Below are 24869 nucleotides of genomic sequence, written 5' to 3'. Positions count from 1 at the left end.
GATTCACGCTAGCGGGCGCAGCGGCGCCTGCCCGGCCATATGACGATCGGGACGATGACGAGCGTCGGTCGGTGACCGCGATCACCGACCGACGCGTCATCCGGTGTTCTGCAGACCCGCCGCTACGCCGTTGACGGTGAGCAGCAGCAGGCGCTGCCACTCGGGCGGGGTCGGTGCGTCATGTTCGGTGGAGCGGAGCACCCGCAGCGCGCGCAGCTGCAGCAGCGACAGGGCATCCACGTAGGGGCTGCGCATCTTCACCGCGCGCTGGAGCACGGGCTTGTTGGCGAGCAGACCGTCACCGCCGGCGATGCGCACGACCCAGTCGCGGGTGAGCAGCATCTCGTCGACGACGAGCTGCGCGAGGTCGTCGCGGTCGGCCAGCGCGAGGTGACGACGCGCCATGCGCGGGTCGGCCTTCGCGAGGCTCATCGCCACGTTGTCGATGACCGTCCGCAGGAGCGGCCACTGCTCGTACGCCTCGCGCAGCAGGGCTTCGTCGCCGACCGCCTCGAGCGCGGTCCCGAGGCCGAACCAGCCCGCGAGGTTGATGCGCGCCTGCGTCCAGGCGAAGACCCACGGGATCGCGCGGAGGTCTTCGAGCGACTCGACGGACAGCCCCCGGCGCGCCGGGCGCGAGCCCAGGGCGAGGAGTCCGATCTCCTCCATCGGCGTGACGGCGGCGAACCACGGGGCGAAGCCCGGTGCCTTCACGAGCGAGAAGAAGCGCTCGCGCGAGGCGGCATCCATCGTCGCCGCGACGTCGGCGTACCGCTCCGCGGCGCGGCTGTTGCGCTCTTCGATCGATGGCGCCGACGCCAGCAGGATCGCCGCGGCGACCTGGTCGATGTGGCGCAGGGCGATGTCGGGGTCGCCGTAGCGGGCGAAGATGACCTCGCCCTGCTCGGTGAGCTTGAACCGGCCGTCGACGGAGTGCGGGGGCTGCGCGAGGATCGCAGAGTTCGCGGGGCCGCCGCCGCGGCCGAGCGCGCCGCCGCGCCCGTGGAACAGGGTCAGTTCGATCTGCTGCTCCTGCGCCCAGGCCGCGATGCGTGCCTGGGCCTCATAGAGAGCGAGGTTGGCCGCGACGGGTCCGACGTCCTTCGACGAGTCGGAGTAGCCGAGCATGACCTCCAGCCGCCGGCCGGTCGCGTCCAGGCGGGCGGCGAACGCCGGGTGGTCGACGATCTCCGCGAGGATCCCGGGCGCCGCCTGCAGATCGGCGAAGGTCTCGAACAGGGGGATGACGTCGAGCACGGGGGGCGTGCCGTCGGGGCCGACGGCGTGGCGCGCGAGGGCGTGCACGTTCGCGAGGTCGTCCGCCGACTGCGTGAACGACACGATGTATCGGCCGGCCGCTCGCGGACCGAAGCGCTTCTGCACCTGCGAGATGGTGCGGAAGACCTCCAGCACCTCGACCGCGAGATCGCTCAGCTCGCCGCCGGCCTCGCACTCGGCGAGCACCTTGGCGTGGACGGCGGAGTGCTGGCGGACCTCGAGCTCGGCGAGGTGGAAGCCGAAGGTCTCGACGGCCCAGATCAGCTGTTGCAGCGCACCGAACGCCTGACGCTTGGCCCCGGCCTCGTCGAGCGAGCTCTGCACGACGCGCAGGTCGGCGAGGAACTCCTCGGGGTCGCTGTAGGCGAGATCAGCGTTGCGCGCCCGGGTTGCGCGGATGCGCCGTGTGAGCAGCATCATGACGCGCTTGTGGTGCTCGCCGGGTGCACGCTTCACGGCGTCGGCCGCGCCTTCGTCGTCGGATGCCGCCAGGCGATCCCAGAGAGCCCGCAGTGCGCTGCTCGGCGGGGTGGTCTCTCCCGACATCGTCAGCCCGCGGCCGACCCGCTCGGTGCTGCGCTCGAGTCCGAGCAGGACGTGCTCGGCGGCGATGCCCGCCGCCTTCTTCGTGACCGAAGCGGTGACGAAGGGGTTGCCGTCGCGGTCGCCTCCGACCCACGTGCCGAGGCGAACGAACGGCGCCACGACCGGGGGCCGGCTGCCGGCGACCTCGCCCTGCAGCGCGTCGTCGAGGCGGCGGTATACCAGGGGGATCGTCGTGTACAGCGTGTCGTCGAACACCGCCATGACGGCCCGCACCTCGTCGGTCGGCGTCGGCTTCTCCGCGCGCAGCGGCGAAGTGCGCCACAGGGTGTCGATCTCCTCGAGCATGCGCCGACGTGCGCGGCGGTGCTCGGCGCCTCCGGCAGCAGAGTTCTCGAGCGTCTCGAGCAGGGTCACCAGTCGTCTGATGCTCTGCGACACCGCGCGCCGCCGCGCCTCGGTCGGGTGAGCGGTGAAGACGGGGTGGAAACGCAGCTCGCGCAGACGCCGAGCGGCCTCGTCCTCGCCGACCTCGCTCGAGAGCTGGGCGTAGGCGGCGGGGATCGAGTCGCTCGCGCTGTCCTGGTCGGAGACGCCGGCGCGCTCGCGCAGGAGCCGGACGCGCTGGTGCTCCTCAGCGAGGTTGACGAGGTGGAAGTAGACCGTGAACGCGCGCGCGACCTCGTCGGCGCGGTCGACGCTGAACGATTCGGCGATCGCGGCAGCCCGTTCGAACGCCTCCGGGGAGTCGTCGGTGTAGGCCTGGATGGTGGCGCCCCGCAGCCGTTCGACGTCGTCGAAGAGACCGGGGGAGCCGCTCTCTCGCAGCACCTGTCCCAGCATCGAACCGAGCATGCGCACGTCGGAGCGCATCGCCTCGGGAATCTCCTGCTCGGCCTCGTATCGGCCGACGAGATCGATCGCTTCGGTTCGGGTCAGCTCGCGCATGCGTCCCAAATTACTGGCACCCGCGGGGTCTGATTGACACGGTCGTCACACACATGCCGCTCGGCCCCGCTGTGTTACGCCGGACTACCCTGGGACTCCCCGTCCGAAGGAGCCCGATGTCCGATCCGCTGCGCGCTGCCGCCGACACGATGCGCGCCGTCCGCGACCGATGCGTGTGGACGGCGCAGATCTCCCATCGCGACCTCGTCCCGTACCTGATCGAGGAGTCGGCGGAGGTCGTCGATGCCGTCGAGGCCGGTACCGCTGCGGATCTTCGCGAGGAGCTGGGCGACCTCCTCTGGCAGGTGCTGTTCCATGCCGAGATCGCGTCGCGCTCTGCATCCGACCCCTTCGACATCGACGACGTCGCCCGGGGCCTCACCGAGAAGATGGTGCGGCGGCATCCGCATGTCTTCGGCGACGAGACGGCGGAGACGCCGGAGCAGGTGCTCGTGCTGTGGAACGCGGCGAAGGCGGCCGAGAAGCGAACCCGCACGAGCGTGCTCGACGGCGTGTCCGTCCACATGCCGACGCTCGCTCTCGCGCAGAAGATGCTCGCCAAATCGGCTCCTGTCCTGTCGGCGGCGCCGCCGCTCCCCGCGGAGCCGCCCGCCGACGAGGCCGAGCTCGGCGAGGCGTTGCTCGGCCTCGTCGCGCACGCCCGCGCCCAGGGATGGGATGCCGAACGCGCGCTTCGCGAACGGCTGCGCATCCTCGACGCCGACATCCGCGCGGCCGAGGGCGCCGGTGACTCCGCCGCCGACCTGGAAGGATAGGACGGTGCCCACCGTGAACCCGCCGCGCGGCATGCGCGACTTCCTTCCCGCCGACAAAGCCCGCCGCGAGCGCGTTCTCGCCGTCGTCCGCGAGCGCTATCGCGCGCACGGCTTCGACGAGATCGAGACGCCGGTCATGGAGGAGTACGGACGTCTCCACGCCGGCATCGGCGGCGACAACGAGAAGCTCGCCTACAACGTCCTCGCGCGCGGACTCGACGCCGACGGCATCCGCGCCGCGGCCGACGACCCGGCCGCGCTGACGGACCTGGGGCTCCGCTACGACCTGACGGTGCCGCTCGCCCGCTTCTACGCCTCGCACCGTGCGGAGCTGCCGACGGTGTTCCGTGCGATCCAGATCGCGCCGGTGTGGCGCGCGGAGCGGCCGCAGAAGGGCCGTTACCGGCAGTTCGTGCAGTGCGACATCGACATCATCGGCGACGCGACCCCGCGCGCGGAGGCTGAGTTGATGGCGGCGAGCCTCGACGCACTCGACGCGCTCGGACTGGCCGGAGCCTCGGTCCGCGTCAACGACCGGCGCGTGCTCGACGAGATGCTCGCGACGTTCGGTTTCGCCGAGCCCGAGCGCCCGGGCGTGCTCATCACGATCGACAAGCTCGACAAGCTCGGCACCGACGGCGTCGTCGCCGAGCTGCGCGAGCGCGGCGCGACACCGGCCGCCGCTGATGCATTCGAGGCGTTCCTTCGACGTCCGCAGGCGGATGCCGCGGGGTTCGACTCCGACGGCATCCGCTCGCGACTGCCCGAGGGCGTGGGCGACGACGTCATCGCCCACCTCGTCGGCATCGGTGAGGCCGTGCGCGCGGCGCGCGGCGGCTCGGCCGAGGTGCCGCTGGTCTTCGACCCGTTCCTCGTGCGCGGCATGGGCTACTACACCGGCACGATCTTCGAGCTCGCGCACCCGTCGGTGTCGTACTCACTCGGCGGGGGCGGTCGCTACGACGGCATGATCGGCCGGTTCCTCGGCTCGGACGTGCCGGCCGTGGGCTTCTCGCTGGGATTCGAACGGCTCGTCGACCTGCTCGGCGCGTCCGCCGGCGATGATCGCACCGGCATCGTGCTCGTCCACGATCGTGACGTGCCGCTTCCCGAGCTCCTCGCCGCGAAGTCGCACCTGGTCGAGACCGGCTCCCGGGTGCGGCTCGAGCAGCGCCCGAAGAACCTCAAGGCGCTGCTGGAGCGCGCGGCCGCCGACGGCTACGCCTCGTTCGTCACGTTGCGCGCGGGAGAGGATGTCCGCTCGGCCGAGCCGCGCTCCATCGACTGACGATGATACTCCTCGTCAACGGGAGGTTGACGTTTCCCGTGTGTCAACCTAGTGTTGACGCATGGAAGAGCGCACCTCACGTCGGCAGATCATCCGGTTCCGATGGGCGGCGGCCGTGGCCGCCATCGCGGGATCCGTCCTCGCGATCCTGGCCATCGGGTTCGACTTCTCGGGCTTCTGGGGTGGCTTCGTGCTGGGCACAGGGGTCGGGTCGATCGTGCTCGCCGCCTACCTCTCGGGCCTCGTCACGGGGATGAGCCGCGCTCTGTCGGCTCCGACGTGGCTTCCCGCTCGCGAGACCGGGTCGGTGTGAGCCCTCACCGCGTCAGCGCTCCCGTCGGCGGTGCCAGCACCGCTCCAGCTGGCATCGACAGCATCGGCGACGACATCGGTCGCATCGTCCTCGATGCCGCAGGGGTGCAGGAAGCGGAGGGAATAGACGCCGAGGGGCACGTGCAGCTCATCGCCGCCAGCGCCGCGGCCGAGCGGGCGGCGCGCACACTTCTGCATCGGTCGGTCGTGGCGGCGCGCGCCGGCGGAGCCAGCTGGTCGCGCATCGGTGCGGAGCTCGGGATGTCGCGTCAGGCTGCGCAGCAACGCTTCGGAGCTGATCCGTCGGCGGGGGAGGAGTCGGCGGAGGAGCGATGGCTCGGACCCGTCACCGCGTTCGATGAGCTGCCCGAACTCGAGGCAGCGGGGCGGCAGGGGTGGCGGACCGTGGGAGCCGGGATGCTCGCGCACCGGATGCGACGCACCGACACCCAATGGGAGCATCGCCGCATCCTGTGGCGGGTCTCGCTGGATCGGGAGCGTCAGGACGGCTGGGAGGTCGGCTGCCGGGCGTTCCCCTGGATCTACCTGGTGCGGGATCTCGGCATCCCACCCGTCGCCGACTGACCCTCCGCGGGCCCGTTCGCGTGAGCGTCGGACGGTCTTCCGCGTTCGTTCACCCGGCGGTGTTGTGCTGGCACCATGACCACACCCGCGGTGCGCATCGCCGCTGCCGTCGGCGGTGCCGTTCTCTCGGCCGGGGCCGTCGCGCTCACCTCGCGCGTCGTCCTCACCCGGCAGGCCGCGCTCGCGCGGGAGCGGATCGGCAAGCCCCTGGGCGAGCTCGCACTCGACGCGGACCGGCTGTGGCGCCGCTCCTACGCCGGCGAGCCGGTGCGTCTGGTGATGCTCGGCGATTCGCTCGCCGCGGGGCTCGGGGCGGAGCGTCGGAAGGACACCCTCGGCGGACGGCTCGCCCGGGGACTGGCGAAGCGGGCGCGCCGCCCCGTGCGGCTTCGCACGGGCGCCGTCGTGGGCGCGGAGTCGGCGACGCTGCCGGACCAGATCGCAGCGCTCGGCGACGATGCCGCCGCAGACGTCGCCGTCATCGTCGTCGGAGGCAACGATGTGACGCACCGGATCCCGCCCGGCGACGCCGCCCGCAGCCTCGCCGACGCGGTCGAGGCGCTCCGCTCCCGAGGATGCGCCGTCGTCGTCGGCACCTGCCCCGACCTCGGCGCCCTCCGTCCGGTTCCGCAGCCGCTGCGGAGCTTCGCATCGCGGGCGTCGCGGGCGCTCGCCGACGCGCAGGAGACGGCGGCGCGGGCAGCCGGTGCACGGGTCGTCTCACTCCGACGCGCCGTGGGGCCGGTGTTCGTCGACCGCCCGGACGAGATGTTCTCCCTGGACCGGTTCCACCCCAGCGCCCTCGGTTACCGGCGCACCGCCGACGCGCTGCTCCCGGCCGTGTTCGCGGCCCTCGACGACGCGACGGCGGCGCGGATGCTGGCGCGCGCGGACGTCGTGCGGTTGGCTGAGAGCATGACGACCGACCCCACTCCCGATAGCTGGAGACGCACCGACGCGTACCTGACGGCCACCCTCGTGACACCCGATCCGGATCTGGATGCCGCTCTTGCGGACCAGCGTGCGGCGGGACTCCCCGCGATCGAGGTCTCGCCGCTCAGCGCCAAGCTCCTGCAGCTGCTCATCCGGATCGGTGGCGTACGGCGGGTTCTCGAGATCGGCACGCTCGGCGGGTTCTCCACCATCGCGATGGCCCGCGCCCTGCCGGGGGACGGGCGGCTGCTGACGATCGAGGCGGAGCCGCGCAACGCCGAGGTCGCCCGCACCAGCATCGCGCGGGCCGGGGTCGACGACCGCGTCGAGGTGCGGGTCGGTCGAGGCGCCGACGTGCTCCCGGACGTCGACGAGGAGTTCGACCTGGTCTTCATCGACGCCGACAAGGAGTCCAACACGATCTACCTCGATCACGCGGCGCGATTGACCCGCCCCGGTGCGATCGTCGTCGTCGACAACGTCGTGCGCGCGGGACGTGTCAGCGATCCCGCGACGGAGGACGAGCAGGTGGCGGGCACCCGGCGAGGACTCGAGATGCTCGCCCGTGATCCGCGTTTCGACGCGACCGCGCTGCAGACCCTCGATCTCAAGGGCTGGGACGGCGTCGCGATCGCGCTGCGGGTCGACCCCGCGTCATAGTCCCGGCAGGCCCGGTGGCGGCGGCCCCGGTCATCACTAGACTCAGAGTGGACCGACGACGCTCCACGACTCACCCTCCACAAGCAAGGAGTACCCCTGTGGCACTGATCGAGGCTGTAGGCGCACGCGAGATTCTGGATTCGCGTGGCAACCCGACCGTTGAAGTGGAGGTGCTCCTCGACGACGGCATCGTCCAGCGTGCGGCCGTCCCCTCCGGCGCATCCACCGGCGCGTTCGAGGCGTACGAGCTCCGCGACGGCGACAAGAGCCGCTACGGCGGCAAGGGCGTGCTCAAGGCCGTCACGGCCGTCATCGACGAGCTCGGCCCCGCCATCGAGGGCGTCGACGCGAGCGAGCAGCGCATCATCGACGAGATCCTCATCGAGACCGACGGCACCGAGAACAAGTCGCGCACGGGCGCGAACGCCATCCTCGGCGTCTCGCTCGCCGTTGCGAAGGCCGCGGCCGACTCGGCAGACCTGCCGCTGTTCCGCTACCTCGGCGGACCGAACGCGCACGTCCTGCCCGTCCCGCTGTTCAACGTCATCAACGGTGGCGAGCACGCCGACAACGGCATCGACATGCAGGAGTTCTTCCTCGCGCCGATCGGCGCAGAGACCTTCAGCGAGTCGCTGCGCTGGGGCACCGAGGTCTACCACGTCCTCAAGGGCGAGCTGAAGGCCGCCGGCTACGCCACCGGCCTCGGCGACGAAGGCGGTTTCGCGCCCGACCTGCCCAGCAACCGCGAGGGCCTCGAGTTCCTCGTCAAGGCGATCGAGAAGGCCGGTTTCAAGCCCGGCTCCGAGATCGCCCTGGGTCTCGACGTTGCGGCGACGGAGTTCTTCAACGACGGCGTCTACCGCCTCGACAACAAGGACTGGAACGCCGAGCAGCTGACGGACTACTACGTGCAGCTCGTCAACGACTTCCCGATCGTCACGATCGAGGACGCCCTCGCCGAGGACGACTGGGACAACTGGACCGCCCTCACCGAGAAGCTCGGCGACAAGGTGCAGCTGGTCGGCGACGACCTGTTCGTCACCAACCCGGCGCGTCTGGCCGACGGCATCCGCCGCAAGGCCGCCAACTCGCTCCTGGTGAAGGTCAACCAGATCGGCACGCTGTCCGAGACGCTCGACGCGATCGCGGTCGCGCACCGCGCCGGCTACACCACGATGCTGTCGCACCGCTCGGGTGAGACCGAGGACACGACCATCGCCGACCTGTCGGTGGCGGTCAACGCCGGTCAGATCAAGAGCGGCGCGCCCGCGCGCTCGGAGCGTGTGGCGAAGTACAATCAGCTTCTGCGCATCGAGGAGGAGCTGGGTGACGCCGCGGAGTTCATCGGCCGCGCTGCGTTCCCGCGATTCCAGGGCTGATCAGCGCTGAAACGTGACGAGAGGGGGAGCCGTGGTCAAGACGACGGCTCCCTCTTCTCGTTCCCGGCGGCGTGTCGACGTCCGCGAGTGGATGGGCGGCATCCGGGTGTCGGGCTTCGCCTTCATCATGCTCGGGCTCGTCGTTCTCGCGGCCTGCGTGCTGGTCCCGTCGGTCAGCACGTACCTCGACCAGCGCGCGCAGATCGCCGCGCTGGAGGAATCGGTGCGCGTCGGTCAGGACGAGGTCGACGCTCTCTACGCCGAGCGCGAGCAGTGGCGCGATCCGGCGTTCATCATGACGCAGGCGCGCGAGCGGCTCTATTACGTTCGTCCCGGCGAAGTCGTCTACCTCATCGACGACGATCTCCCGGCATCCGCGGTGCCCGATGATCCGGCGGCAGTCTCGAGCGACGTCGAACGTACCCGCACCGACTGGATGTCGCAGTTCGTGCGCTCGGTCGTGACCAGCGGATCCGCGCGTACGGCCGCCACCGCCCCGTGAGCACCGGTGCCGTGCCGCCCCAGGAGTCAGCCGGCGGCGGACGGTAGCCTGTCAGGGTGACTGCTCCCGCTCTGACGCCCGCGACCGACGCCGACCTCGAGGTCATGCGCGAGCAGCTGGGACGCCCGATGCGCGGCGTGGTGGGGATCGCGGCGCGGTGCGTGTGCGGCAATCCGACGGTCGTGTCGACCGAGCCGCGGCTGCCCGACGGCACGCCGTTCCCGACGTTCTACTACCTCACCCACCCCGGTGCCACCGCCGCGATGTCGGCGCTCGAGGCGACCCATGTCATGCGGGAGCTCTCCGACCTGCTGGCCGACGATTCCGACATCGCCGCGGCCTATCGACGCGCCCACGAGCAGTACCTCGCCGACCGCGCCGCGTACGGGGAGGTCGAAGAGATCGCTGGCATCTCGGCCGGGGGCATGCCGACGCGCGTCAAGTGCCTGCACGCCGTCGCCGCCCACGCCCTCGCGGCAGGGCCCGGGGTCAACCCCATCGGCGACCTCGCGCTCGAGCGATCCACGTGGTCGCCCGAGCGGTGCAGCTGCGCGAACCCCCGGGTGGCCGCGTGACCCGGCGCGTCGGGCGATTCCTGCGCGCGACGGTCGTCGGCGTGCTCGTCGTCACCGCGGCGACGGCGGGGGCGGTGGCGCCTCCGACCGACCCGGCGCGCCAGGCGGAGTACTGGCTCGACGACTACGGCATCCGCACGGCGTGGCAGACCACACGCGGTGCGGGTACGACGATCGCGGTCATCGATACCGGCATCGGACGTGGGCCGGCCGAATTCGAGGGGGCGGTCAGCGCGGGAGCGGACTTCTCGGGCTCGGGCAGCGCCGACGGCCGCACTCCGGTGGGAGGCGACGACCGCGACCACGGCAGCTGGGTCGCCTCGCTGGCGGCATCCCGCGGCACGGGTCCCGACGCCGGGATGATCGGGGTGGCACCCGAAGCGAAGCTGCTCTCGCTGTCGATCGGATTCGGCGGCGCCTCCGACATCCCGTTCGCCACGCAGGTCGCCGACGCCATGACGTGGGCCGTCGACCAGGGCGCCGACGTCATCAACCTCTCCTTCACGACGAACCTGCTCGAATGGGACCCGTCGTGGGACACGGCATTCCAGTACGCGTACGACCACGACGTCGTGGTCGTCGTCGCCGCCGGCAACCGGGGGACCGGCACCGACCGCGTCGGGGCGCCGGCGACGATCCCGGGTGTTCTCACCGTCGGCGGTGTCGACCGCGGCGGAGTCGCGAGCCAGGAGGCGTCGACGCAGGGCATCACGATCGGCATCTCGGCGCCGAGCGAGGGCCTGCTCGGGGTGTCCGCCGACGGCCGGATCGTGGTGTGGGACGGAACCAGCGGGGCAGCCCCGATCGTCGCGGGCGTCGCGGCGCTGGTGCGCTCGGCGCACCCCGGGCTCGACTCGAACAACGTCATCAACCGCATCATCAAGACGGCCCGCGCGGTGCCCGGCGTCTCGGCGAAGCCCGACCCGCTCTACGGATACGGGCTGCTGGATGCCGCGGCCGCGGTGACCGCCGCCGTTCCGGCCGTGTCGGAGAACCCGATGGGCGATCTCGCGGAATGGGTGCGCATCTACCGCCGGGCGGAGCAGGCGCCCGCACCGCAGCCCACGACCTCGCCGATCGCGCTTCCGGAGCTCCCTGCCGCGGACCCTCCGTCTGAAGCCGGTTCGCCGCTGCTGCCGAGCATGAATACGCTGCTGTACGGGACCGTCCCGCTCGTGGGTGCGACCATGGCCGCTATACTGGTGGCGCTCGGCGTCACTGCTGCTGTCCGGCGCATCCGATCGGCCCGCGCGTCGCGCTAGCCGAGCCCCCGATCAAGGAGTTCTTCCGAACGTGTCCACATCTGTGCCCCAGATCCTCGTCGTCGGTGGCGGCTACGCCGGCTTCTACACTGCGTGGAAGCTCGAGAAGCACCTCCGCAAGGGTGAGGCCGAGGTCACCATCGTCGACCCGCTGCCGTACATGACCTACCAGCCGTTCCTCCCCGAGGTGGCCGCCGGTGAGATCGAGGGCCGCCACGTCGTCGTGGGTCTCCGCCGTCACCTCAAGCGGACGAACGTCGTCAACGCTAAGGTCACGAAGATCGACCACGCGAACAAGGTCGCCACGATCACGCCCGCTGAGGGCGAGCCGTGGGAGCACCGCTACGACCAGATCGTCGTGACCGCCGGCGCCGTCTCGCGCACCTTCCCGATCCCGGGCATCGCCGACAACGCGATCGGCCTGAAGACGGTCGAAGAGGCCATGGCGATCCGCGACCGCATCCTCACCAACTTCGACCGCGCGGCGAACCTGCCGGCCGGTCCCGAGCGTGACCGTCTGCTGACCGTCGTCGTCGTCGGCGGCGGCTTCGCGGGCATCGAGGTCTTCGCCGAGCTGCGTGCGATGGCGTCGTCGCTGCTGAAGAGCTACCCCCAGCTGCGCTTCGAGGACACGCACTTTCACCTCATCGAGGCCATGGGCCGCATCATGCCGGAGGTCTCGCTCGAGACGAGCCAGTGGGTGCTGAAGGACCTCGCGAAGAAGGGTGCCAACGTGCACCTCGACACGCAGGTTCAGGGCGCCGAGGGCGGCAATGTCGCCCTGTCGACCGGCGAGGTCATCCCGACCGACGTGATCATCTGGACCGCCGGTGTGATGGCTAACCCGACCGTCGTCCGCGGCAGCGACCTGCCCGTCGAGGAGCGCGGTCGCATCCGCACGCGCGCCGACCTCCGCGTGGGCACGCCCGAGGAGATCGTCGAGGGCGCCTGGGCCGCCGGCGACATCTCGGCCGTTCCCGACCTGAGCGGCGGCGGTGTCGGCGGGTACTGCGTTCCCAACGCGCAGCACGCGGTCCGTCAGGCGAAGCTGCTCGCGAAGAACCTCGTCGCGGTGCTCCGTGGTGAGACGCCGCGCGAGTACTTCCACAAGAACCTCGGTGCCGTCGCAGGTCTCGGCCTCGGCAACGGCGTGTTCCAGTCGGGCAAGATCGCGATCAAGGGCTTCTTCGCCTGGGTCGCGCACCGCGGCTACCACGGCCTCGCGATGCCCTCGTGGGAGCGCAAGTGGCGCGTCGTCGGCGACTGGTGGATGAACTTCTGGCTCGGTCGCGACAACGTCGCGCTCCAGGGCACGCTCACCCCGCGCGCCGCGTTCGAGGAGTTCGCCGCGCGTCCGCGCCCCGCCCAGCCGGCCGCGGAGAACCCGCAGCCGCCGATCGACCCCAAGAGCGTGGCGAAGGACGAGGGCGCCGCAGCGGTGGCCCCGGCCGAGAAGGACAACAAGGTCAACGCGAGCTGACACCCAGCTGCCATGAGGCCCCCGCACCGCACGGTGACGGGGGCCTCATCGCTTCTGCTCAGGGGCCGGCTGCGGGTTGGGTTGGCAGCTCGCGCCCCCTCGCGGGTTGTGAGTGGGCGTGTGCTGCCAGGTGAGGGGGTGGTGTGGGGCCGGCTGCGGGTTGGGTAGGCAGGTTGCGCCCCTTCGCGGGTTGTGAGTGGGCGCGAGCTGTCAGGCGAGGGGGGTGGCGCGGGCCGGTAACGTGGGGGCGGGCCCCCGTAGCCCAATGGCAGAGGCAGGCGACTTAAAATCGCTTCAGTGTGGGTTCGAGTCCCACCGGGGGTACGGGTGTCGCTTTCGGGCGCGGCTGCGCCACAGCAGCGGTGACCGATGCGAGCACCGCCACCAAGCCGATGGCTTGCAGCGCGCTCAGGGTCTCTCCCGCGACGATCAGCCCGAGCAGCACGGCCACGACGGGGCTCAGCAGTCCGACGAAGGCGGGCAGGCGCGTCGGCAGCGATCGCACGCCCCGGAACCACAGCACGTAGGCGAGGGCGGTGCCGATGAGCGTGAGGTATGCGTAGGCGCCCAGCTCGCTCACCGAGGGGAGCGCGTCCGGGAGCGGCTCGACGAGAAACGTGAGCATCGCGAGCATGAGCCCGCCGGTCACCAGCTGCCACGCCGTCATCGCGAGGGGCGGCTGACCGGAGCCCCAGAGCTTGGTCAGCACCGTCCCGACAGCCATCGAGACGGCCCCGCCCAGCGCCGCCGCGATGCCGACCGGGTCGAGGTCGGCGCCGCCCGGCGCGACGATGAGCCCGACGCCGACGACCCCGGCGGCGCCTGCGACGACCGTGACGACGGTGAGGCGCTCCGACAGCATCCGCCACCCGAGCACCGCCACGAGGAGCGGCTGGATGCCGCCGACGACGGCGGCGACACCTCCGGGAAGCCGGTCGGCGGCGACGAAGAGGCACCCGAAGAACGCGGTGAAGTTCAGGGCGCCGAGAACCCAGGAACGCCACCACCACGATCCGGTGGGCAGCCGCCGAGCGGCGAGGAGCAGGATCAGTCCCGCCGGCAGGGCGCGCACCGTCGCGATCAGCAGCGGATGCCCCGGCGGGAGGAACGTCGTCGTGGTGAGGTATGTGGTTCCCCAGACGACGGGGGCGATGGCGGTCAGGGCGACGAGAACGACACGATTGCTAAGCACTTAGCCACTATAGCGAAGCGCTTAGCGACTAGGATCGCGGGATGGACCATGTGGATCGGATCCTCGAACAATGGGCGCGCGAGAAGCCCGGCCTCGACGTGAGCCCGATGGCTGTCATCGGGCGACTCGGGCGGGCCGCCGCATCCGTCGACGCGCGGCTCGCCGCGACCTTCGCGAGCCACGGCATCGACGCCGCGACCTTCGACGTCCTCGCGACCTTGACCCGGCAGGGGGCGCCCTATGAGCTGACGCCGGCCGCACTCGCCGCGGATGCCATGATCACCTCCAGTGCTGTCGCACAGCGGCTGAACCGACTCGAGGGCCTCGGCTACGTCAGCCGCCATCCCGACCCCGCGGACGGCCGTGGCAAGATCGTCCGGCTGACCGCGCACGGTCGCGCCGTCGTCGAACGCGTGCTCCCGGACCATCTGGAGACCGAGCGTGCGGTGCTCGCGCCGCTCTCGGACGGCGAGCAGGCGCAGCTCGCCGAGCTGCTCTCCCGACTCGCCCCCGGTGGGTAAGACCTGCGAGTTCCGCCGCGCGGCGGATTCGGCCCGAGGCGCGCTGGTTAGACTGGTCGCAGAGAGAGGGGACATGCAATGGAGTGGCTGATCCCGGTCATCGTCGTCGTCGCGCTGCTTGCCATCGTCGGCATCTATCTGTGGGCGACGTACAACTCGCTCGTGGCGCTGAACGTCCGTGTCGACGAGGCGTGGAGCGACATCACGGTGCAGTTGAAGCGCCGCGCCGACCTCCTCCCCAACCTCATCGACACGGTTCGTGGCTATGCCGCTCACGAGAAGGCGGTGTTCGAGAACGTCACCCGTGCGCGCGCGGAGATCCTGTCGGCGAGCGGACCCGCCGAGGCGGGCGTGGCGGAAGGCCACGTGCAGCAGGCTCTGAAGTCGCTCTTCGCGGTCGCGGAGGCGTACCCCCAGCTGCAGGCCAGTCAGAACTTCCTCCAGCTGCAGCAGGCGCTCGTCGACACCGAAGACAAGATCCAGGCCTCTCGCCGCTTCTACAACGGCGGCGTGCGCGAGCTGAACACGAAGATCAAGGTGTTCCCCAACAACCTGTTCGCCCGCAGCCTCGGATTCACCGAGCGCGAGTTCTTCGAGGTCGAGAACGGGGCGGCGATCGCCGAGCCCCCGCGCGTCCAGTTCTGAGCACCCGCCCTGAGGCGGCTCCGGGCGGTCGGGCGGGCGCGCCCCGGAGTCTTAGACTGACGGGATGAGCGACGACAAGGTCGGGCGGTCGTTCCTCGACGCCCTGCGCAACCGGACCGTTGCGACCGAGACGTCGACGAGCATTCCTCGCGGCCTGCGTCTGGCGACGGCGTACTCGTGGCGGCTGCTCGTGGTCGCGGCCGCCGCCGGCGTGGCCATCTGGATCATCATCCAGTTGAAGCTGCTCGTCATCCCGCTGCTCATCGCCATCCTCATCGCCGCCCTCCTGTGGCCCGGACTGCTCTGGATGCTCGAGCACCGTGTGCCGCGCTGGGCAGCGATCGTGCTGAGCGTGCTCGCGACGATCGCCGTGATCTCGGGTCTGCTCTGGCTCGCGATCTGGCAGATCAGCCGGCAGTGGGCGTCCGTGCAGGCGCGCACGGTCGAAGCGGTCGGTCAGCTCCGCCAGTACCTCATCGACGGGCCGCTCCATCTCACCTCGACGGAGATCGACGGCCTGTTGAAGCAGGGCTGGGGCTTTCTCGAGCAGCAGGCCTCGCTGCTGTGGTCGGGCGCCCTCGCGATCGGATCCACCGTGGGTCATGTGGCCACCGGCGCGCTCTTGGTGCTGTTCATCCTGCTGTGCATCCTCGCTGACGGCGGTCGCATCTGGCGCTGGGTCGTCCGCCTCTTCCCGCGTCAGGCGCGGCCCGCGGTCGACGGCGCGGGTCGCACCGGATGGCGCACGGTCGTGACCTACGCCCGCACGCAGCTGCTCGTCGCGACGATCGACGCGACGGGCATCGGCCTGGGCGCGCTGTTCCTCGGCGTGCCGCTGGCCGCTCCCATCGCGGTGCTGGTGTTCCTCGGAGCGTTCATCCCGTTCGTCGGTGCCGTTGTCACGGGAGCTCTCGCCGTCTTCCTCGCGCTCGTCTACAACGGCCCCTGGATCGCCCTGTGGATGCTCGTGATCGTGCTCGGTGTGCAGCAGCTCGAGGGGCACATCCTGCAGCCGTTGCTGATGGGGTCGGCTGTGAAGGTCCATCCGCTCGCCGTCGTCATCGTCGTCGCCGGCGGAGCGATGATCGCGGGCATCCCGGGCGCGCTGTTCGCCGTGCCGCTGGCCGCATTCGTCAACGTCGTCGTGCTCTACATTTCGCGACGATCGTGGGAGACCGGGGTCGCGCCGCGACCCGATGAGATGATCTGGAGCACTGTGCCCCGAGACCGGAGGAAGAACGCATGACCGGACCCACTCCGGCCGATCTCGACGCCGCGGCAGCCGTGCTCGACGGCGTCGTCACCCGCACGCCGATGGAGTACTCCGAGCACCTCTCGGATCTCCTGGGCGTGCCCGTGCACCTGAAGCTCGAGAACCTGCAGCGCACCGGGTCGTTCAAGATCCGCGGCGCGACCTACCGCCTCTCCCGGCTGACCGCGGAGGAGCGCGCTCGCGGTGTGGTCGCGGCCTCGGCCGGCAACCACGCGCAGGGCGTCGCACTCGCAGCGCAGAAGCTCGGCATCCCGGCGACGATCTTCATGCCGCTCGGGGTTCCCGTCCCCAAGCTTCTCGCTACCCGCGGCTATGGCGCGGACGTCGTGCTCGAGGGAGCGACGGTCGAGACTCCGCTCCGCCTGGCGGCGGAGTTCGCGGAGCGGACGGGTGCGGTGCTCATCCATCCGTTCGACCACCCCGACGTCATCACGGGACAGGGGACGCTCGGGCTCGAGCTCGTCGACCAGGTGCCCGATATCGAGACGCTTCTGGTTCCCATCGGGGGAGGCGGGCTCATCGCCGGTGTCGCGGCCGCCGTGAAGGGCCGCGCGGCGGCCGAGGGGCGACGGGTGCGCGTGATCGGCGTTCAGGCCGAGAACGCCGCCGCCTATCCCTCGTCGCTGGCGGCGGGGATGCCGCTGGCGGTCGAGACGACGCCGACCATCGCCGACGGCATCGCGGTCGCGCGTCCCGGTGACGAGACGTTCGCGGTGATCCGCGAGCTCGTCGACGAGGTCGTGACCGTCTCGGACGACGACATCGCCCGCGCGCTCCTGGTGCTCCTCGAGCGTGCGAAGCAGGTCGTCGAGCCGGCGGGCGCCGTCGGCGTCGCCGCGATCCTCGCGGGCAAGGTCGCGGCGTCGGGACCGACGGTCGCGGTCCTCTCCGGCGGGAACATCGACCCCCTGCTGCTGCAGCGGGTGGTGTCACACGGACTCGCGGCATCCGGACGCTACATGACGCTGCAGATCCCGCTGCCCGACCGTCCCGGCCAGCTCGCACGCGTCTCGGAGCTGTTGTCGGTCGCGGGGGCGAACGTGATCGAGGTGCTGCACACCCGCCACGGGCAGGGGCTGCAGATCAGCGAGGTCATCCTCCAGCTCAGCGTCGAGACGCGGGGCGAGGAGCATCGCGCTCAGGTCATCTCGATCCTCGAGGATGCCGGCTTCGCGCCGAAGGTCGTCGCCGATTGACGAACGCCGGCGCGAAGCCGAGAGGTCACTGACCCGAGTAGGTCTCGACCTTGACGATCTCGACGGAGATCTCGCGTCCGTTGGGCGCGGTGTAGGAGGTCTTGTCGCCCTCCTTGAGGCCGAGGATCGCCTCGCCGAGCGGTGAGGCCTCGCTGTAGACGTCGAGCTCGGAGCCGGCGGCGATCTCGCGGCTGCCGAGCAGGAAGACCTCCTCGCCGCCCGCGACGAGCGCGGTGACGACGGTCCCCGACAGCACCGTGCCGTCGGACTCGGGGGCCTCGCCGACGGTGGCGTCCTTGAGCAGCTGCTGGAGCGTGCGGATGCGCGCCTCCTGCTTGCCCTGCTCGTCCTTGGCGGCGTGGTAGCCGCCGTTCTCCTTCAGGTCGCCTTCCTCGCGAGCTGCCTCGATGCGCTTGGCGATCTCTTCGCGGCCCGTCGTCGAGAGGTGTTCGAGCTCCGCGACGAGACGGTCGTAGGCGTCCTGCGTGAGGAAGGTGACGGGAGCGTCGTTCGACATGTGATCTCCTTGGACTGGCGCGGCGCACAGCCGCCTATGGCGAACGCCCCGGCATCCGACCGGGGCGCACAAGAAATGCCTAGACTACGGGATCCAGCAGGAGGTCACCAAACCATTCGTCGCGAGGGCGACGGTGGGGACGGTCTCGGTGAAAGCTCGCGAGACGCCGTCCGCCGCGGGGTATTCCACGACGCGCCAGCCGACCACGCCGTGCTCGGTGTCCTGCGCCTCGAGCGCACAGGCGAGCGGCTTGTCGCGCGCGCCGCTGACTTGGAACGAGACGACGACGGAATGCTCGTCGATCACCTCGAACCCGGTGGCGTCGGTGTCGACGGAGGTGATGGCCCCGCTGACCGTCGTCCACGCCACGAGTCCGAGGATGCCCGCGCCGAGGACGCCCGCGACGGCGATCAGGATGCGGCGGGAACGCTTCTCGCGCGTCCGACCGTAGCGCTGGTCGAGCTTGAGCTGCGTCGTCATGGTGGCGGTCTCCGAGGGGGTTCTGACGGGATTAGGCTGGTGTTTCCAGGCTAAGCGCTTCTCGCGCAGATCGAGGAACCATGAACTCCCTCCTGTGGCTCACATCGGCGGCGACTCCGATCCCCGAGATCACGGTCGACCCCACGTCGGTCACCCCCGGTCCGTGGGGCTTCGGAGCGATCGTGATCCTGACGATCGCGGTGGTGCTCCTGCTGCTCGACATGCTGCGACGGGTCCGGCGCGGCCGGTACCGCGCCGAGGTGCGCGAGCAGCTCGACGAGGAGGATGCCGCCGCTCGCGGCGAGCAGGACGCCGACACCCGCTGACCCCGGGCGCCGGCCTCAACCCGCGTGGTATGCGGGCTGGAGCGCGATGAGCAGGCACGCCGTCCAGTGGCAGAGGAACGCCAGGACCGTGCACACGTGGAAGATCTCGTGGAATCCGAAGTGTCCCGGCCAGGGGTTCGGCTTCTTCAGCGCGTAGACCACGGCGCCGCCGCTGTAGAGCAGACCGCCGACGATCACGAGGATCATCATGGCGGCGTTGGCCTGGAACAGAGGCACGATGTACATCACGGCGGCCCAGCCCAGTGCGAGGTACAGCGCGACGTAGAGCCAGCGCGGCGCGTGTATCCAGAACACGCGGAAGAATATCCCCGCGATCGCGCCTCCCCACACCAGTGACAGCAGCAGCACGGTCTGCTCGGTGGGAAGCGCCAGCACCGCCAACGGCGTGTAGGTTCCGGCGATCAGAAGCAGGATGTTCGCGTGGTCGATCCGCTTGAGGATCGCCTTGGTGCGCGGCTTCCAGTCGAAGCGGTGATAGAGCGCCGAGTTGCCGAACAGAAGCAGCGAGGTGGTCATGAACACGGCGCTCGCCCACTTGGCCGGCGCGCCCTGTGCGAGGACGATCAGAACGATGCCGGCGGCGATCGCCACGGGGAAGGTTCCGGCGTGGATCCAGCCCCGCCACGACGGGCGCAGCTCGATCTGAGCGCTCGCAGCAGCGGCGTCCAACAGGGGGAGCTGGGGCATCTCGACGCCCTCATCGGGTGCGGGTCGGGTCACATTACGAGAGTACGCGTCGCCATATGCCAGCGTTCACATGAGGGCGGGGAGTAACGTAGGGGAGTGGCTGCGAACCGCGGACGAGGACCCCTCTATCGCCTGTATGCGTCCCGGCTGCGCCGGCACCTGACGCCGGAGACCGTTCCGCATCACGTCGCCATGATGATCGACGGCAATCGCCGGTGGGCGCGCCAGGCGGGCTACCCGACTCCTGCGGAGGGGCACCGCGCCGGGGCGGCGAAAATGTACGAGTTCCTGCGGTGGTGCGACGAGCTCGGCATCCGCGTCGTGTCGCTCTACCTGCTCTCCCACGACAACCTCGCCAAGCGCGACTCGCGTGAACTCGCCGACCTGCTCGAGATCATCGCGGAGCTGGCCGAGACGCTCTCGAGCGAGCCGGGCTGGCGCGTGCAGCACGTGGGCCGTGCGGCGCAGCTGCCCGAGGACCTCGCCCGCGTTCTCGCCAAGGCCGAGGACCGCACCCGGGACAACACCGGTCTGCACGTCAACCTGGCGGTGGGATACGGCGGGCGGGGCGAGATCGTCGACGCCGTGCGCAGCATCATCACGAGCCACCACGAGCGGGGCGGATCGATGGAGGAGCTCGCGGAGAGTCTGACGCCCGAGCAGATCGGCGAGCACCTCTACACCGGTGGGCAGGCCGACCCCGATCTCGTCATCCGCACATCGGGTGAACAACGCCTGAGCGACTTCCTGCTGTGGCAGTCGGCCCACAGCGAGTTCTACTTCGTCGAGGCGCTCGGTCCGGACCTTCGCGAAGTGGACTTCCTGCGCGCAATCCGCGACTTCGCGACGCGCGACCGCCGCTTCGGTGGCTGACGCGCCTGGTCCGCAACGCAGAGTTCACCGTCGCGAAATGTTCGCGGGCGTGTCGCGCTGGCGGCGCGCAGGTCGGCCGCCGTACTGTCGTCGCAACGGGCACGGCGCCCGTTCGAGTCGGCCTTCTCACGACTCGTGACCCCTGGTCGACTCGTGTGAATCGGGTGAGACACCCGAGGCGGGGAGTGGGTTGTGGCCGCACGAGCAACAGAGCAGCAGCGTCGCGTCATCCACGGCGGAGGTGAGGAGCTCGATCAGGAGCTGCGCACCTACGTGCTGGACACGTCGGTCCTGCTGAGCGATCCGCGAGCGTTGTTCCGTTTTGCCGAGCATTCGGTGGTCGTCCCCGTCGTGGTCGTCACCGAACTCGAGGGAAAGCGTCACGATCCCGAGATCGGGTACTTCGCGCGCCAGGCGCTGCGTCACCTCGACGACCTGCGGGTCGAGCACGGCCGTCTCGACTTCCCGGTGCCGGTCGGTGAAGGCGGCACATTGCGCGTCGAGCTGACGAACACCGACCCCTCGGTGCTTCCGGCGGGAATGCGGCTGGGCGACAGCGACACCCGCATCCTCGCCGTCGCCATGCACCTCGCTCAGGAGGGTCAGCCCGTCACGGTGGTGTCGAAGGACCTGCCCATGCGCGTCAAGGCGGCCTCGCTCGGCATCAGCGCCGAGGAGTATCTCGCCGAGCAGGCCGTGGACTCCGGATGGACCGGGATCGCCAGCATCGATCTCTCCGGTGACGAGATGAGCGACCTCTACGAGAGCGAGGTCGCCACGAGCGACGAGGTGCGCGGGGTGCCCGTGAACACCGGACTCGTGATCCACTCCGAGCGCGGCTCCGCGCTCGGGCGGGTGACGGGCCCGGGCTCGTTCCGCCTCGTACGGGGCGACCGCGACGTCTTCGGGCTGCACGGACGTTCGGCCGAGCAGCGGATCGCGATAGACCTCCTGCTCGACCCCGAGGTCGGCATCGTCTCGCTCGGCGGCCGAGCCGGGACCGGCAAGTCCGCCCTCGCGCTGTGCGCGGCCCTGGAATCGGTGCTCGAGCGGCAGCAGCAGCGCAAGATCATCGTGTTCCGCCCCCTCTTCGCCGTCGGCGGGCAGGAGCTCGGGTATCTTCCCGGCGACGCCCAGGAGAAGATGAATCCCTGGGGCCAGGCCATCTTCGACACGCTCGGGTCGGTCGTCTCCGCGAACGTCGTCGAGGAGATCATCGCGCGCGGGCTGCTCGAGGTGCTGCCGCTCACCCACATCCGGGGCCGCTCGCTCCACGACGCGTTCGTCATCGTCGACGAGGCCCAGTCGCTCGAGCGCAACGTGCTGCTGACGGTGCTGAGCCGCATCGGTCAGAACTCGCGTGTCGTGCTCACCCACGATGTCGGGCAGCGCGACAACCTGCGGGTGGGACGCCACGACGGCATCGCCTCAGTCATCGAGACGCTCAAGGGACACGACCTGTTCGGGCACGTGACGCTCATGCGGTCGGAGCGTTCGGCGATCGCTGCGCTCGTGACCGATCTTCTCGAGGCGGGCGAACTCAGCTAATCCCGGATGGGGCCGGCCTCGGGAAGACCGGGGCCGGCCTCACTCCCAGCGGTAGCCCTCGCCGCGCACCGTCACGATGCGCGATGCGCCGACCTTGCCGCGCAGATAGCGAACGTACACGTCGACGACGTTGGAGCCCGGGTCGAAGTCGAGCTCCCAGACGCGGCTGAGCAGCGTCTCGCGGCTGAGGACCTCCCCGGCATGGCGGAGGAACTGCTCCGCGAGGGCGAACTCGCGCGCCGACAGGTCGATGTCCCGACCATCGACCGTCGCGCGGCGGGTCAGCATGTCGAGACTGACCCCGTCGCGGGTTATGACGGTGGCCGGGCCCGCGCTCTCGCGCAGTCGCGAACGCACACGAGCGAGGAGCTCGGCGACCACGAACGGCTTCGGCACGTAGTCGCTCGCACCGGCATCCAGCCCCTCGACCGTGTCGTTCGTGCCGCTGCGCGCGGTCAGCATGATGACGGGTACCGCCGAGCCCGACGCCCGGATGCGGCGCAGCACGTCGAAGCCATCGATGCCGGGGAGCCCCACGTCGAGGATGATCAGGTCGACCTGCTCCGTCTCGAACAGCTCGAGCGCCGTCTCGCCGTCCTCGGCGACGAGGGATTCGAGCCCGTCGGTGCGCAGCGCGCGCTCGAGGAGGGCGATGATGTGGGGCTCGTCGTCGACGAGCAGGATGCGGGTCATCCGATCTCCTTGCGCTGCAGGACGACTTCTCCCGCCCTCACCGGCGCCGGAAGACGCAGGCTCGAACGGAGCGGAATCGTGATGGTGAAGGTCGCGCCGCCGCCGGCGGTGTCGGTGACGGCGCAGGATCCGCCGTGGCCCTTGGCGATCGCGTCGACGATCGCGAGGCCGAGCCCCGAGCCGCCCGCCGATCGGCGACGGCCGCCGCGGTCGAATCGGCGGAAGATGCGGTGGCGGGCCGCCGGCGGGATGCCGGGGCCGTGGTCGCGCACCCAGAGGTGGAAGGCTCCGGCGTAGACGCCGCTGCCGAGCTCGATGGCCGTGCCGGCCGGGGTGTGCTTCGCGGCGTTGTCGGCAAGCTGAAGCCACGCCTGCAGCAGGCGGTCGGCGTCGCCGTGGATGATGCCGCGCTCCGTGGCCTCCACCGCCCATTCGTGGCCGGGGATAACGGTGACGAGGTCGACCACCCGCTGAGTGAGGCCCTCGATGTCGACCTCGTCCATGGCGAAACGCTCTCCCTCGACCGAGGCGAGCAGGTCGATGTCGCCGATGAGGCGCGTCATCCGGTCGAGCTCGCCGATCGCGATCTCGCGCACGGTGTCGACATCCGCGGGGTCGGTCGCGTCGACGAGCTCGAGGTGCCCCCGCACGATGGCGATCGGCGTCTTGAGCTCGTGGCGAACGTCGTCGAGCAGCCGTCGCTGCGACTCGACCGCCGCATCGAAGGCGTCCTGCGCCGCCGCCTCGCGCGGCGGGGTGGCCAGGAGAGGCCAGCCCACGAGCCACAACGTGACGAGGGTGCCGACGCCGACGGCGGCGAACACGAGGACCGCTGCCCAGGGGAGCTCTGCTCCGAGCAGGAGGAAGACCAGCAGCGAACCGATCGCGGCGACGACGAAGCCGGCGCACACGATCACCAGGACGATCCCCAGGATGCGTGCGCGCCGGGCTTCCGACCGCGACGGGTTCACCCTCCGATTATCAACCAGGGTGCGTCATCGACAGCAGGTCGAGCTTCTCGTCGAGCTGCGCCTCGGTCAGCTCGCCCCGCTCGACGTAGCCCAGGTCGAGCACGGCCTCACGGACCGTGATGCCCTTGGCGACGGAGTGCTTGGCGATCTTCGCGGCAGCCTCGTATCCGATGAGCTTGTTCAGCGGGGTGACGATCGACGGCGACATGCCCGCGAATGCGGCGGCGCGCTCGACGTTGGCCTCCAGGCCGGCCACCGTCTTGTCGGCCAGTACGCGCACGGCGTTCGAGAGAAGGCGGATCGACTCGAGCAGCGCGGTGCCCATCACCGGGATGGCGACGTTCAGCTCGAACGAGCCGGATGCTCCGGCCCACGCGACCGTGGCGTCGTTTCCGATCACCCGGGCGGAGACCATCAGCACCGCCTCGGGCACGACGGGGTTGACCTTGCCGGGCATGATCGACGACCCGGGCTGCAGGTCGGGGATGTGCAGCTCGCCGAGGCCGGTGTTCGGGCCCGAGCCCATCCAGCGGATGTCGTTGTTGATCTTCGTCAGCGACACGGCGATGGTGCGCAGTGCGCCGGACGCCTCGACGAGGCCGTCTCGGTTGGCCTGGGCCTCGAAGTGGTCCTTCGCCTCGGTGATCGGCAGTTCGGTCTCGGCCGCCAGCAGCTCGATGACCTTCTGCGGGAAGCCGAGGGGCGTGTTGATGCCCGTCCCGACGGCGGTGCCGCCGAGGGGGACCTCGCCGACGCGCGGCAGCACGGCCTGAACGCGCTCGATGCCGAGCCGCATCTGGCGCGCGTAGCCGCCGAACTCCTGACCGAGGGTCACCGGCGTGGCATCCATGAGGTGCGTGCGACCGGACTTCACGACGTCCTTCCACTCCTCGGCCTTCGTCTCGAAAGCGACCGCGAGGTGGTCGAGGGAGGGGATGAGGTCGTCGATGAGCGCCTGGGTCACGGCGATGTGCACCGACGTCGGGAAGACGTCGTTGGAGGACTGGGACGCGTTGACGTGGTCGTTCGGGTGCACCGTGCTGCCGAGCGCGCGGGTCGCGAGGGTTGCGAGCACTTCGTTCATGTTCATGTTCGACGAGGTGCCGGAACCGGTCTGGTACGTGTCGACGGGGAAGTGCGCGTCGTAGCGGCCCGTGACGACCTCATCCGCTGCTCCGGCGATCGCGTCCGCGATGGCGGGGTCGAGCGTGCCGAGCTCCTTGTTGGCGAGCGCCGCGGCCTTCTTGATCCGTGCGAGAGCGGCGATCTGGCTCGACTCGAGCCCCGAGCCCGAGATCGGGAAGTTCTCGACCGCGCGCTGGGTCTGCGCGGCGTAGAGGGCGTCCTTCGGGACGCGGACCTCTCCCATGGTGTCGTGCTCGATGCGGTACTCGATGTCGGTCAC

At 70.4% G+C, this 24869-nt stretch carries 25 protein-coding genes, 1 tRNA gene and 1 pseudogene; 19 read left to right on the top strand and 8 right to left on the bottom strand.

Going from position 1 to position 24869, the window contains the following annotated elements; all coding sequences use genetic code 11:
* Positions 1-96 precede the first annotated feature (96 nt).
* A complete protein-coding gene (locus tag C1N74_RS09310) occupies positions 97-2769 on the bottom strand; it encodes a phosphoenolpyruvate carboxylase (protein ID WP_137750398.1) in 2673 nt (890 codons plus the stop codon).
* Between the two features lie 116 nt (positions 2770-2885).
* Between C1N74_RS09310 and C1N74_RS09305 the strand changes: the two genes are divergently transcribed.
* From C1N74_RS09305 to C1N74_RS09250, 12 genes and pseudogenes are all read left to right on the top strand, one after another.
* Positions 2886-3545 carry a MazG family protein gene (locus C1N74_RS09305; RefSeq protein WP_240482637.1) on the top strand — a complete coding sequence of 220 codons (660 nt, stop codon included), beginning with the start codon at positions 2886-2888 and terminating at the stop codon, positions 3543-3545.
* A gap of 31 nt (positions 3546-3576) precedes the next feature.
* Positions 3577-4833, top strand: a complete 1257-nt coding sequence (hisS, locus tag C1N74_RS09300; RefSeq protein ID WP_219994768.1) for a histidine--tRNA ligase — start codon at positions 3577-3579, stop codon at positions 4831-4833.
* A gap of 61 nt (positions 4834-4894) precedes the next feature.
* Positions 4895-5146: a hypothetical protein gene (locus tag C1N74_RS09295; protein WP_071918021.1), complete on the top strand. Its 252-nt coding sequence runs from the start codon at positions 4895-4897 to the stop codon at positions 5144-5146.
* A complete protein-coding gene (locus C1N74_RS09290; RefSeq protein WP_258317905.1) occupies positions 5143-5730 on the top strand; it encodes a hypothetical protein in 588 nt (195 codons plus the stop codon). Before C1N74_RS09295 ends, C1N74_RS09290 begins: the two co-directional genes overlap by 4 nt.
* A gap of 75 nt (positions 5731-5805) precedes the next feature.
* Positions 5806-6549: pseudogene (locus C1N74_RS09285) on the top strand (SGNH/GDSL hydrolase family protein); the annotation flags it as partial.
* Positions 6550-6645: 96 nt separating this feature from the next.
* Positions 6646-7323, top strand: coding sequence for an O-methyltransferase (locus C1N74_RS09280; RefSeq protein ID WP_084670435.1), 678 nt, complete (start codon positions 6646-6648; stop codon positions 7321-7323).
* A gap of 98 nt (positions 7324-7421) precedes the next feature.
* The gene (gene eno, locus C1N74_RS09275) at positions 7422-8702 is read left to right on the top strand and encodes a phosphopyruvate hydratase (RefSeq protein WP_023950384.1); all 1281 of its coding nucleotides are present in this window, start codon (positions 7422-7424) and stop codon (positions 8700-8702) included.
* A 31-nt stretch (positions 8703-8733) separates the two neighbouring features.
* A complete protein-coding gene (locus tag C1N74_RS09270) occupies positions 8734-9204 on the top strand; it encodes a septum formation initiator family protein (RefSeq protein WP_258317904.1) in 471 nt (156 codons plus the stop codon).
* Between the two features lie 104 nt (positions 9205-9308).
* Entirely contained in the window at positions 9309-9779 is a 471-nt protein-coding gene (locus C1N74_RS09265) for a DUF501 domain-containing protein (protein WP_103841932.1), read from the top strand.
* Complete coding sequence (locus C1N74_RS09260) at positions 9776-11041, top strand: S8 family serine peptidase (protein WP_258317903.1); 1266 nt, start codon at positions 9776-9778, stop codon at positions 11039-11041. The genes C1N74_RS09265 and C1N74_RS09260 overlap by 4 nt, the downstream gene beginning before the upstream one ends.
* A gap of 43 nt (positions 11042-11084) precedes the next feature.
* The gene (locus C1N74_RS09255) at positions 11085-12521 is read left to right on the top strand and encodes an NAD(P)/FAD-dependent oxidoreductase (RefSeq protein ID WP_036304558.1); all 1437 of its coding nucleotides are present in this window, start codon (positions 11085-11087) and stop codon (positions 12519-12521) included.
* 251 nt (positions 12522-12772) lie between these two features.
* A tRNA-Leu gene (locus C1N74_RS09250) sits at positions 12773-12845 on the top strand.
* On the opposite strand, the gene C1N74_RS09245 is transcribed toward C1N74_RS09250, so the two are convergent.
* The gene (locus tag C1N74_RS09245; protein ID WP_137751002.1) at positions 12805-13713 is read right to left on the bottom strand and encodes an EamA family transporter; all 909 of its coding nucleotides are present in this window, start codon (positions 13711-13713) and stop codon (positions 12805-12807) included. The genes C1N74_RS09250 and C1N74_RS09245 overlap by 41 nt on opposite strands.
* Positions 13714-13754: 41 nt before the next feature.
* On the opposite strand from C1N74_RS09245, the gene C1N74_RS09240 reads away from it, so the two are divergent.
* The 4 genes from C1N74_RS09240 (at position 13755) to ilvA (ending at position 17348) form a co-directional block, all read left to right on the top strand.
* A complete protein-coding gene (locus C1N74_RS09240) occupies positions 13755-14234 on the top strand; it encodes a MarR family winged helix-turn-helix transcriptional regulator (RefSeq protein ID WP_071918022.1) in 480 nt (159 codons plus the stop codon).
* Between the two features lie 78 nt (positions 14235-14312).
* Positions 14313-14879, top strand: a complete 567-nt coding sequence (locus C1N74_RS09235; RefSeq protein ID WP_023950398.1) for a LemA family protein — start codon at positions 14313-14315, stop codon at positions 14877-14879.
* Positions 14880-14943: 64 nt separating this feature from the next.
* The gene (locus tag C1N74_RS09230) at positions 14944-16125 is read left to right on the top strand and encodes an AI-2E family transporter (protein WP_064956485.1); all 1182 of its coding nucleotides are present in this window, start codon (positions 14944-14946) and stop codon (positions 16123-16125) included.
* Positions 16122-17348: a threonine ammonia-lyase gene (gene ilvA, locus C1N74_RS09225; protein ID WP_137750395.1), complete on the top strand. Its 1227-nt coding sequence runs from the start codon at positions 16122-16124 to the stop codon at positions 17346-17348. The genes C1N74_RS09230 and ilvA overlap by 4 nt, the downstream gene beginning before the upstream one ends.
* Before the next feature lie 25 nt (positions 17349-17373).
* Here ilvA and greA read toward each other — a convergent pair whose 3' ends face one another.
* Entirely contained in the window at positions 17374-17865 is a 492-nt protein-coding gene (greA, locus tag C1N74_RS09220; RefSeq protein ID WP_023950404.1) for a transcription elongation factor GreA, read from the bottom strand.
* A gap of 84 nt (positions 17866-17949) precedes the next feature.
* Entirely contained in the window at positions 17950-18345 is a 396-nt protein-coding gene (locus C1N74_RS09215) for a DUF4307 domain-containing protein (protein ID WP_137750394.1), read from the bottom strand.
* 80 nt (positions 18346-18425) lie between these two features.
* Here C1N74_RS09215 and C1N74_RS09210 point away from each other — a divergent pair, with 80 nt between their 5' ends.
* Positions 18426-18671 carry a hypothetical protein gene (locus tag C1N74_RS09210; protein WP_023950407.1) on the top strand — a complete coding sequence of 82 codons (246 nt, stop codon included), beginning with the start codon at positions 18426-18428 and terminating at the stop codon, positions 18669-18671.
* 15 nt (positions 18672-18686) lie between these two features.
* On the opposite strand, the gene C1N74_RS09205 is transcribed toward C1N74_RS09210, so the two are convergent.
* Positions 18687-19379 (bottom strand): hemolysin III family protein, encoded by a 693-nt coding sequence (locus tag C1N74_RS09205; protein ID WP_023950408.1) that lies wholly within the window; start codon positions 19377-19379, stop codon positions 18687-18689.
* Between the two features lie 96 nt (positions 19380-19475).
* On the opposite strand from C1N74_RS09205, the gene C1N74_RS09200 reads away from it, so the two are divergent.
* Both C1N74_RS09200 and C1N74_RS09195 read left to right on the top strand, forming a co-directional pair.
* Positions 19476-20252 (top strand): isoprenyl transferase, encoded by a 777-nt coding sequence (locus tag C1N74_RS09200; protein WP_023950409.1) that lies wholly within the window; start codon positions 19476-19478, stop codon positions 20250-20252.
* 192 nt (positions 20253-20444) lie between these two features.
* Entirely contained in the window at positions 20445-21800 is a 1356-nt protein-coding gene (locus C1N74_RS09195) for a PhoH family protein (RefSeq protein ID WP_375538042.1), read from the top strand.
* A 39-nt stretch (positions 21801-21839) separates the two neighbouring features.
* Here C1N74_RS09195 and C1N74_RS09190 read toward each other — a convergent pair whose 3' ends face one another.
* Genes C1N74_RS09190 through C1N74_RS09180 form a run of 3 tightly spaced genes read right to left on the bottom strand, consistent with a single transcriptional unit; the run spans position 21840 to position 24869 of the window.
* Positions 21840-22493, bottom strand: coding sequence for a response regulator transcription factor (locus tag C1N74_RS09190; protein ID WP_023950411.1), 654 nt, complete (start codon positions 22491-22493; stop codon positions 21840-21842).
* A complete protein-coding gene (locus tag C1N74_RS09185) occupies positions 22490-23464 on the bottom strand; it encodes a cell wall metabolism sensor histidine kinase WalK (RefSeq protein WP_258317902.1) in 975 nt (324 codons plus the stop codon). The genes C1N74_RS09190 and C1N74_RS09185 overlap by 4 nt, the downstream gene beginning before the upstream one ends.
* A gap of 10 nt (positions 23465-23474) precedes the next feature.
* On the bottom strand, positions 23475-24869 hold the full coding sequence (locus tag C1N74_RS09180) for an aspartate ammonia-lyase (RefSeq protein WP_023950414.1): 1395 nt from the start codon (positions 24867-24869) through the stop codon (positions 23475-23477).

The sequence above is a fragment of the Microbacterium sp. SGAir0570 genome (genome assembly GCF_005491085.2).
GTDB classification, from domain to species: domain Bacteria; phylum Actinomycetota; class Actinomycetes; order Actinomycetales; family Microbacteriaceae; genus Microbacterium; species Microbacterium arborescens.
Note: the sequence above shows the minus strand (reverse complement) of the source record. Positions and strands in the feature narration are given on the sequence as shown.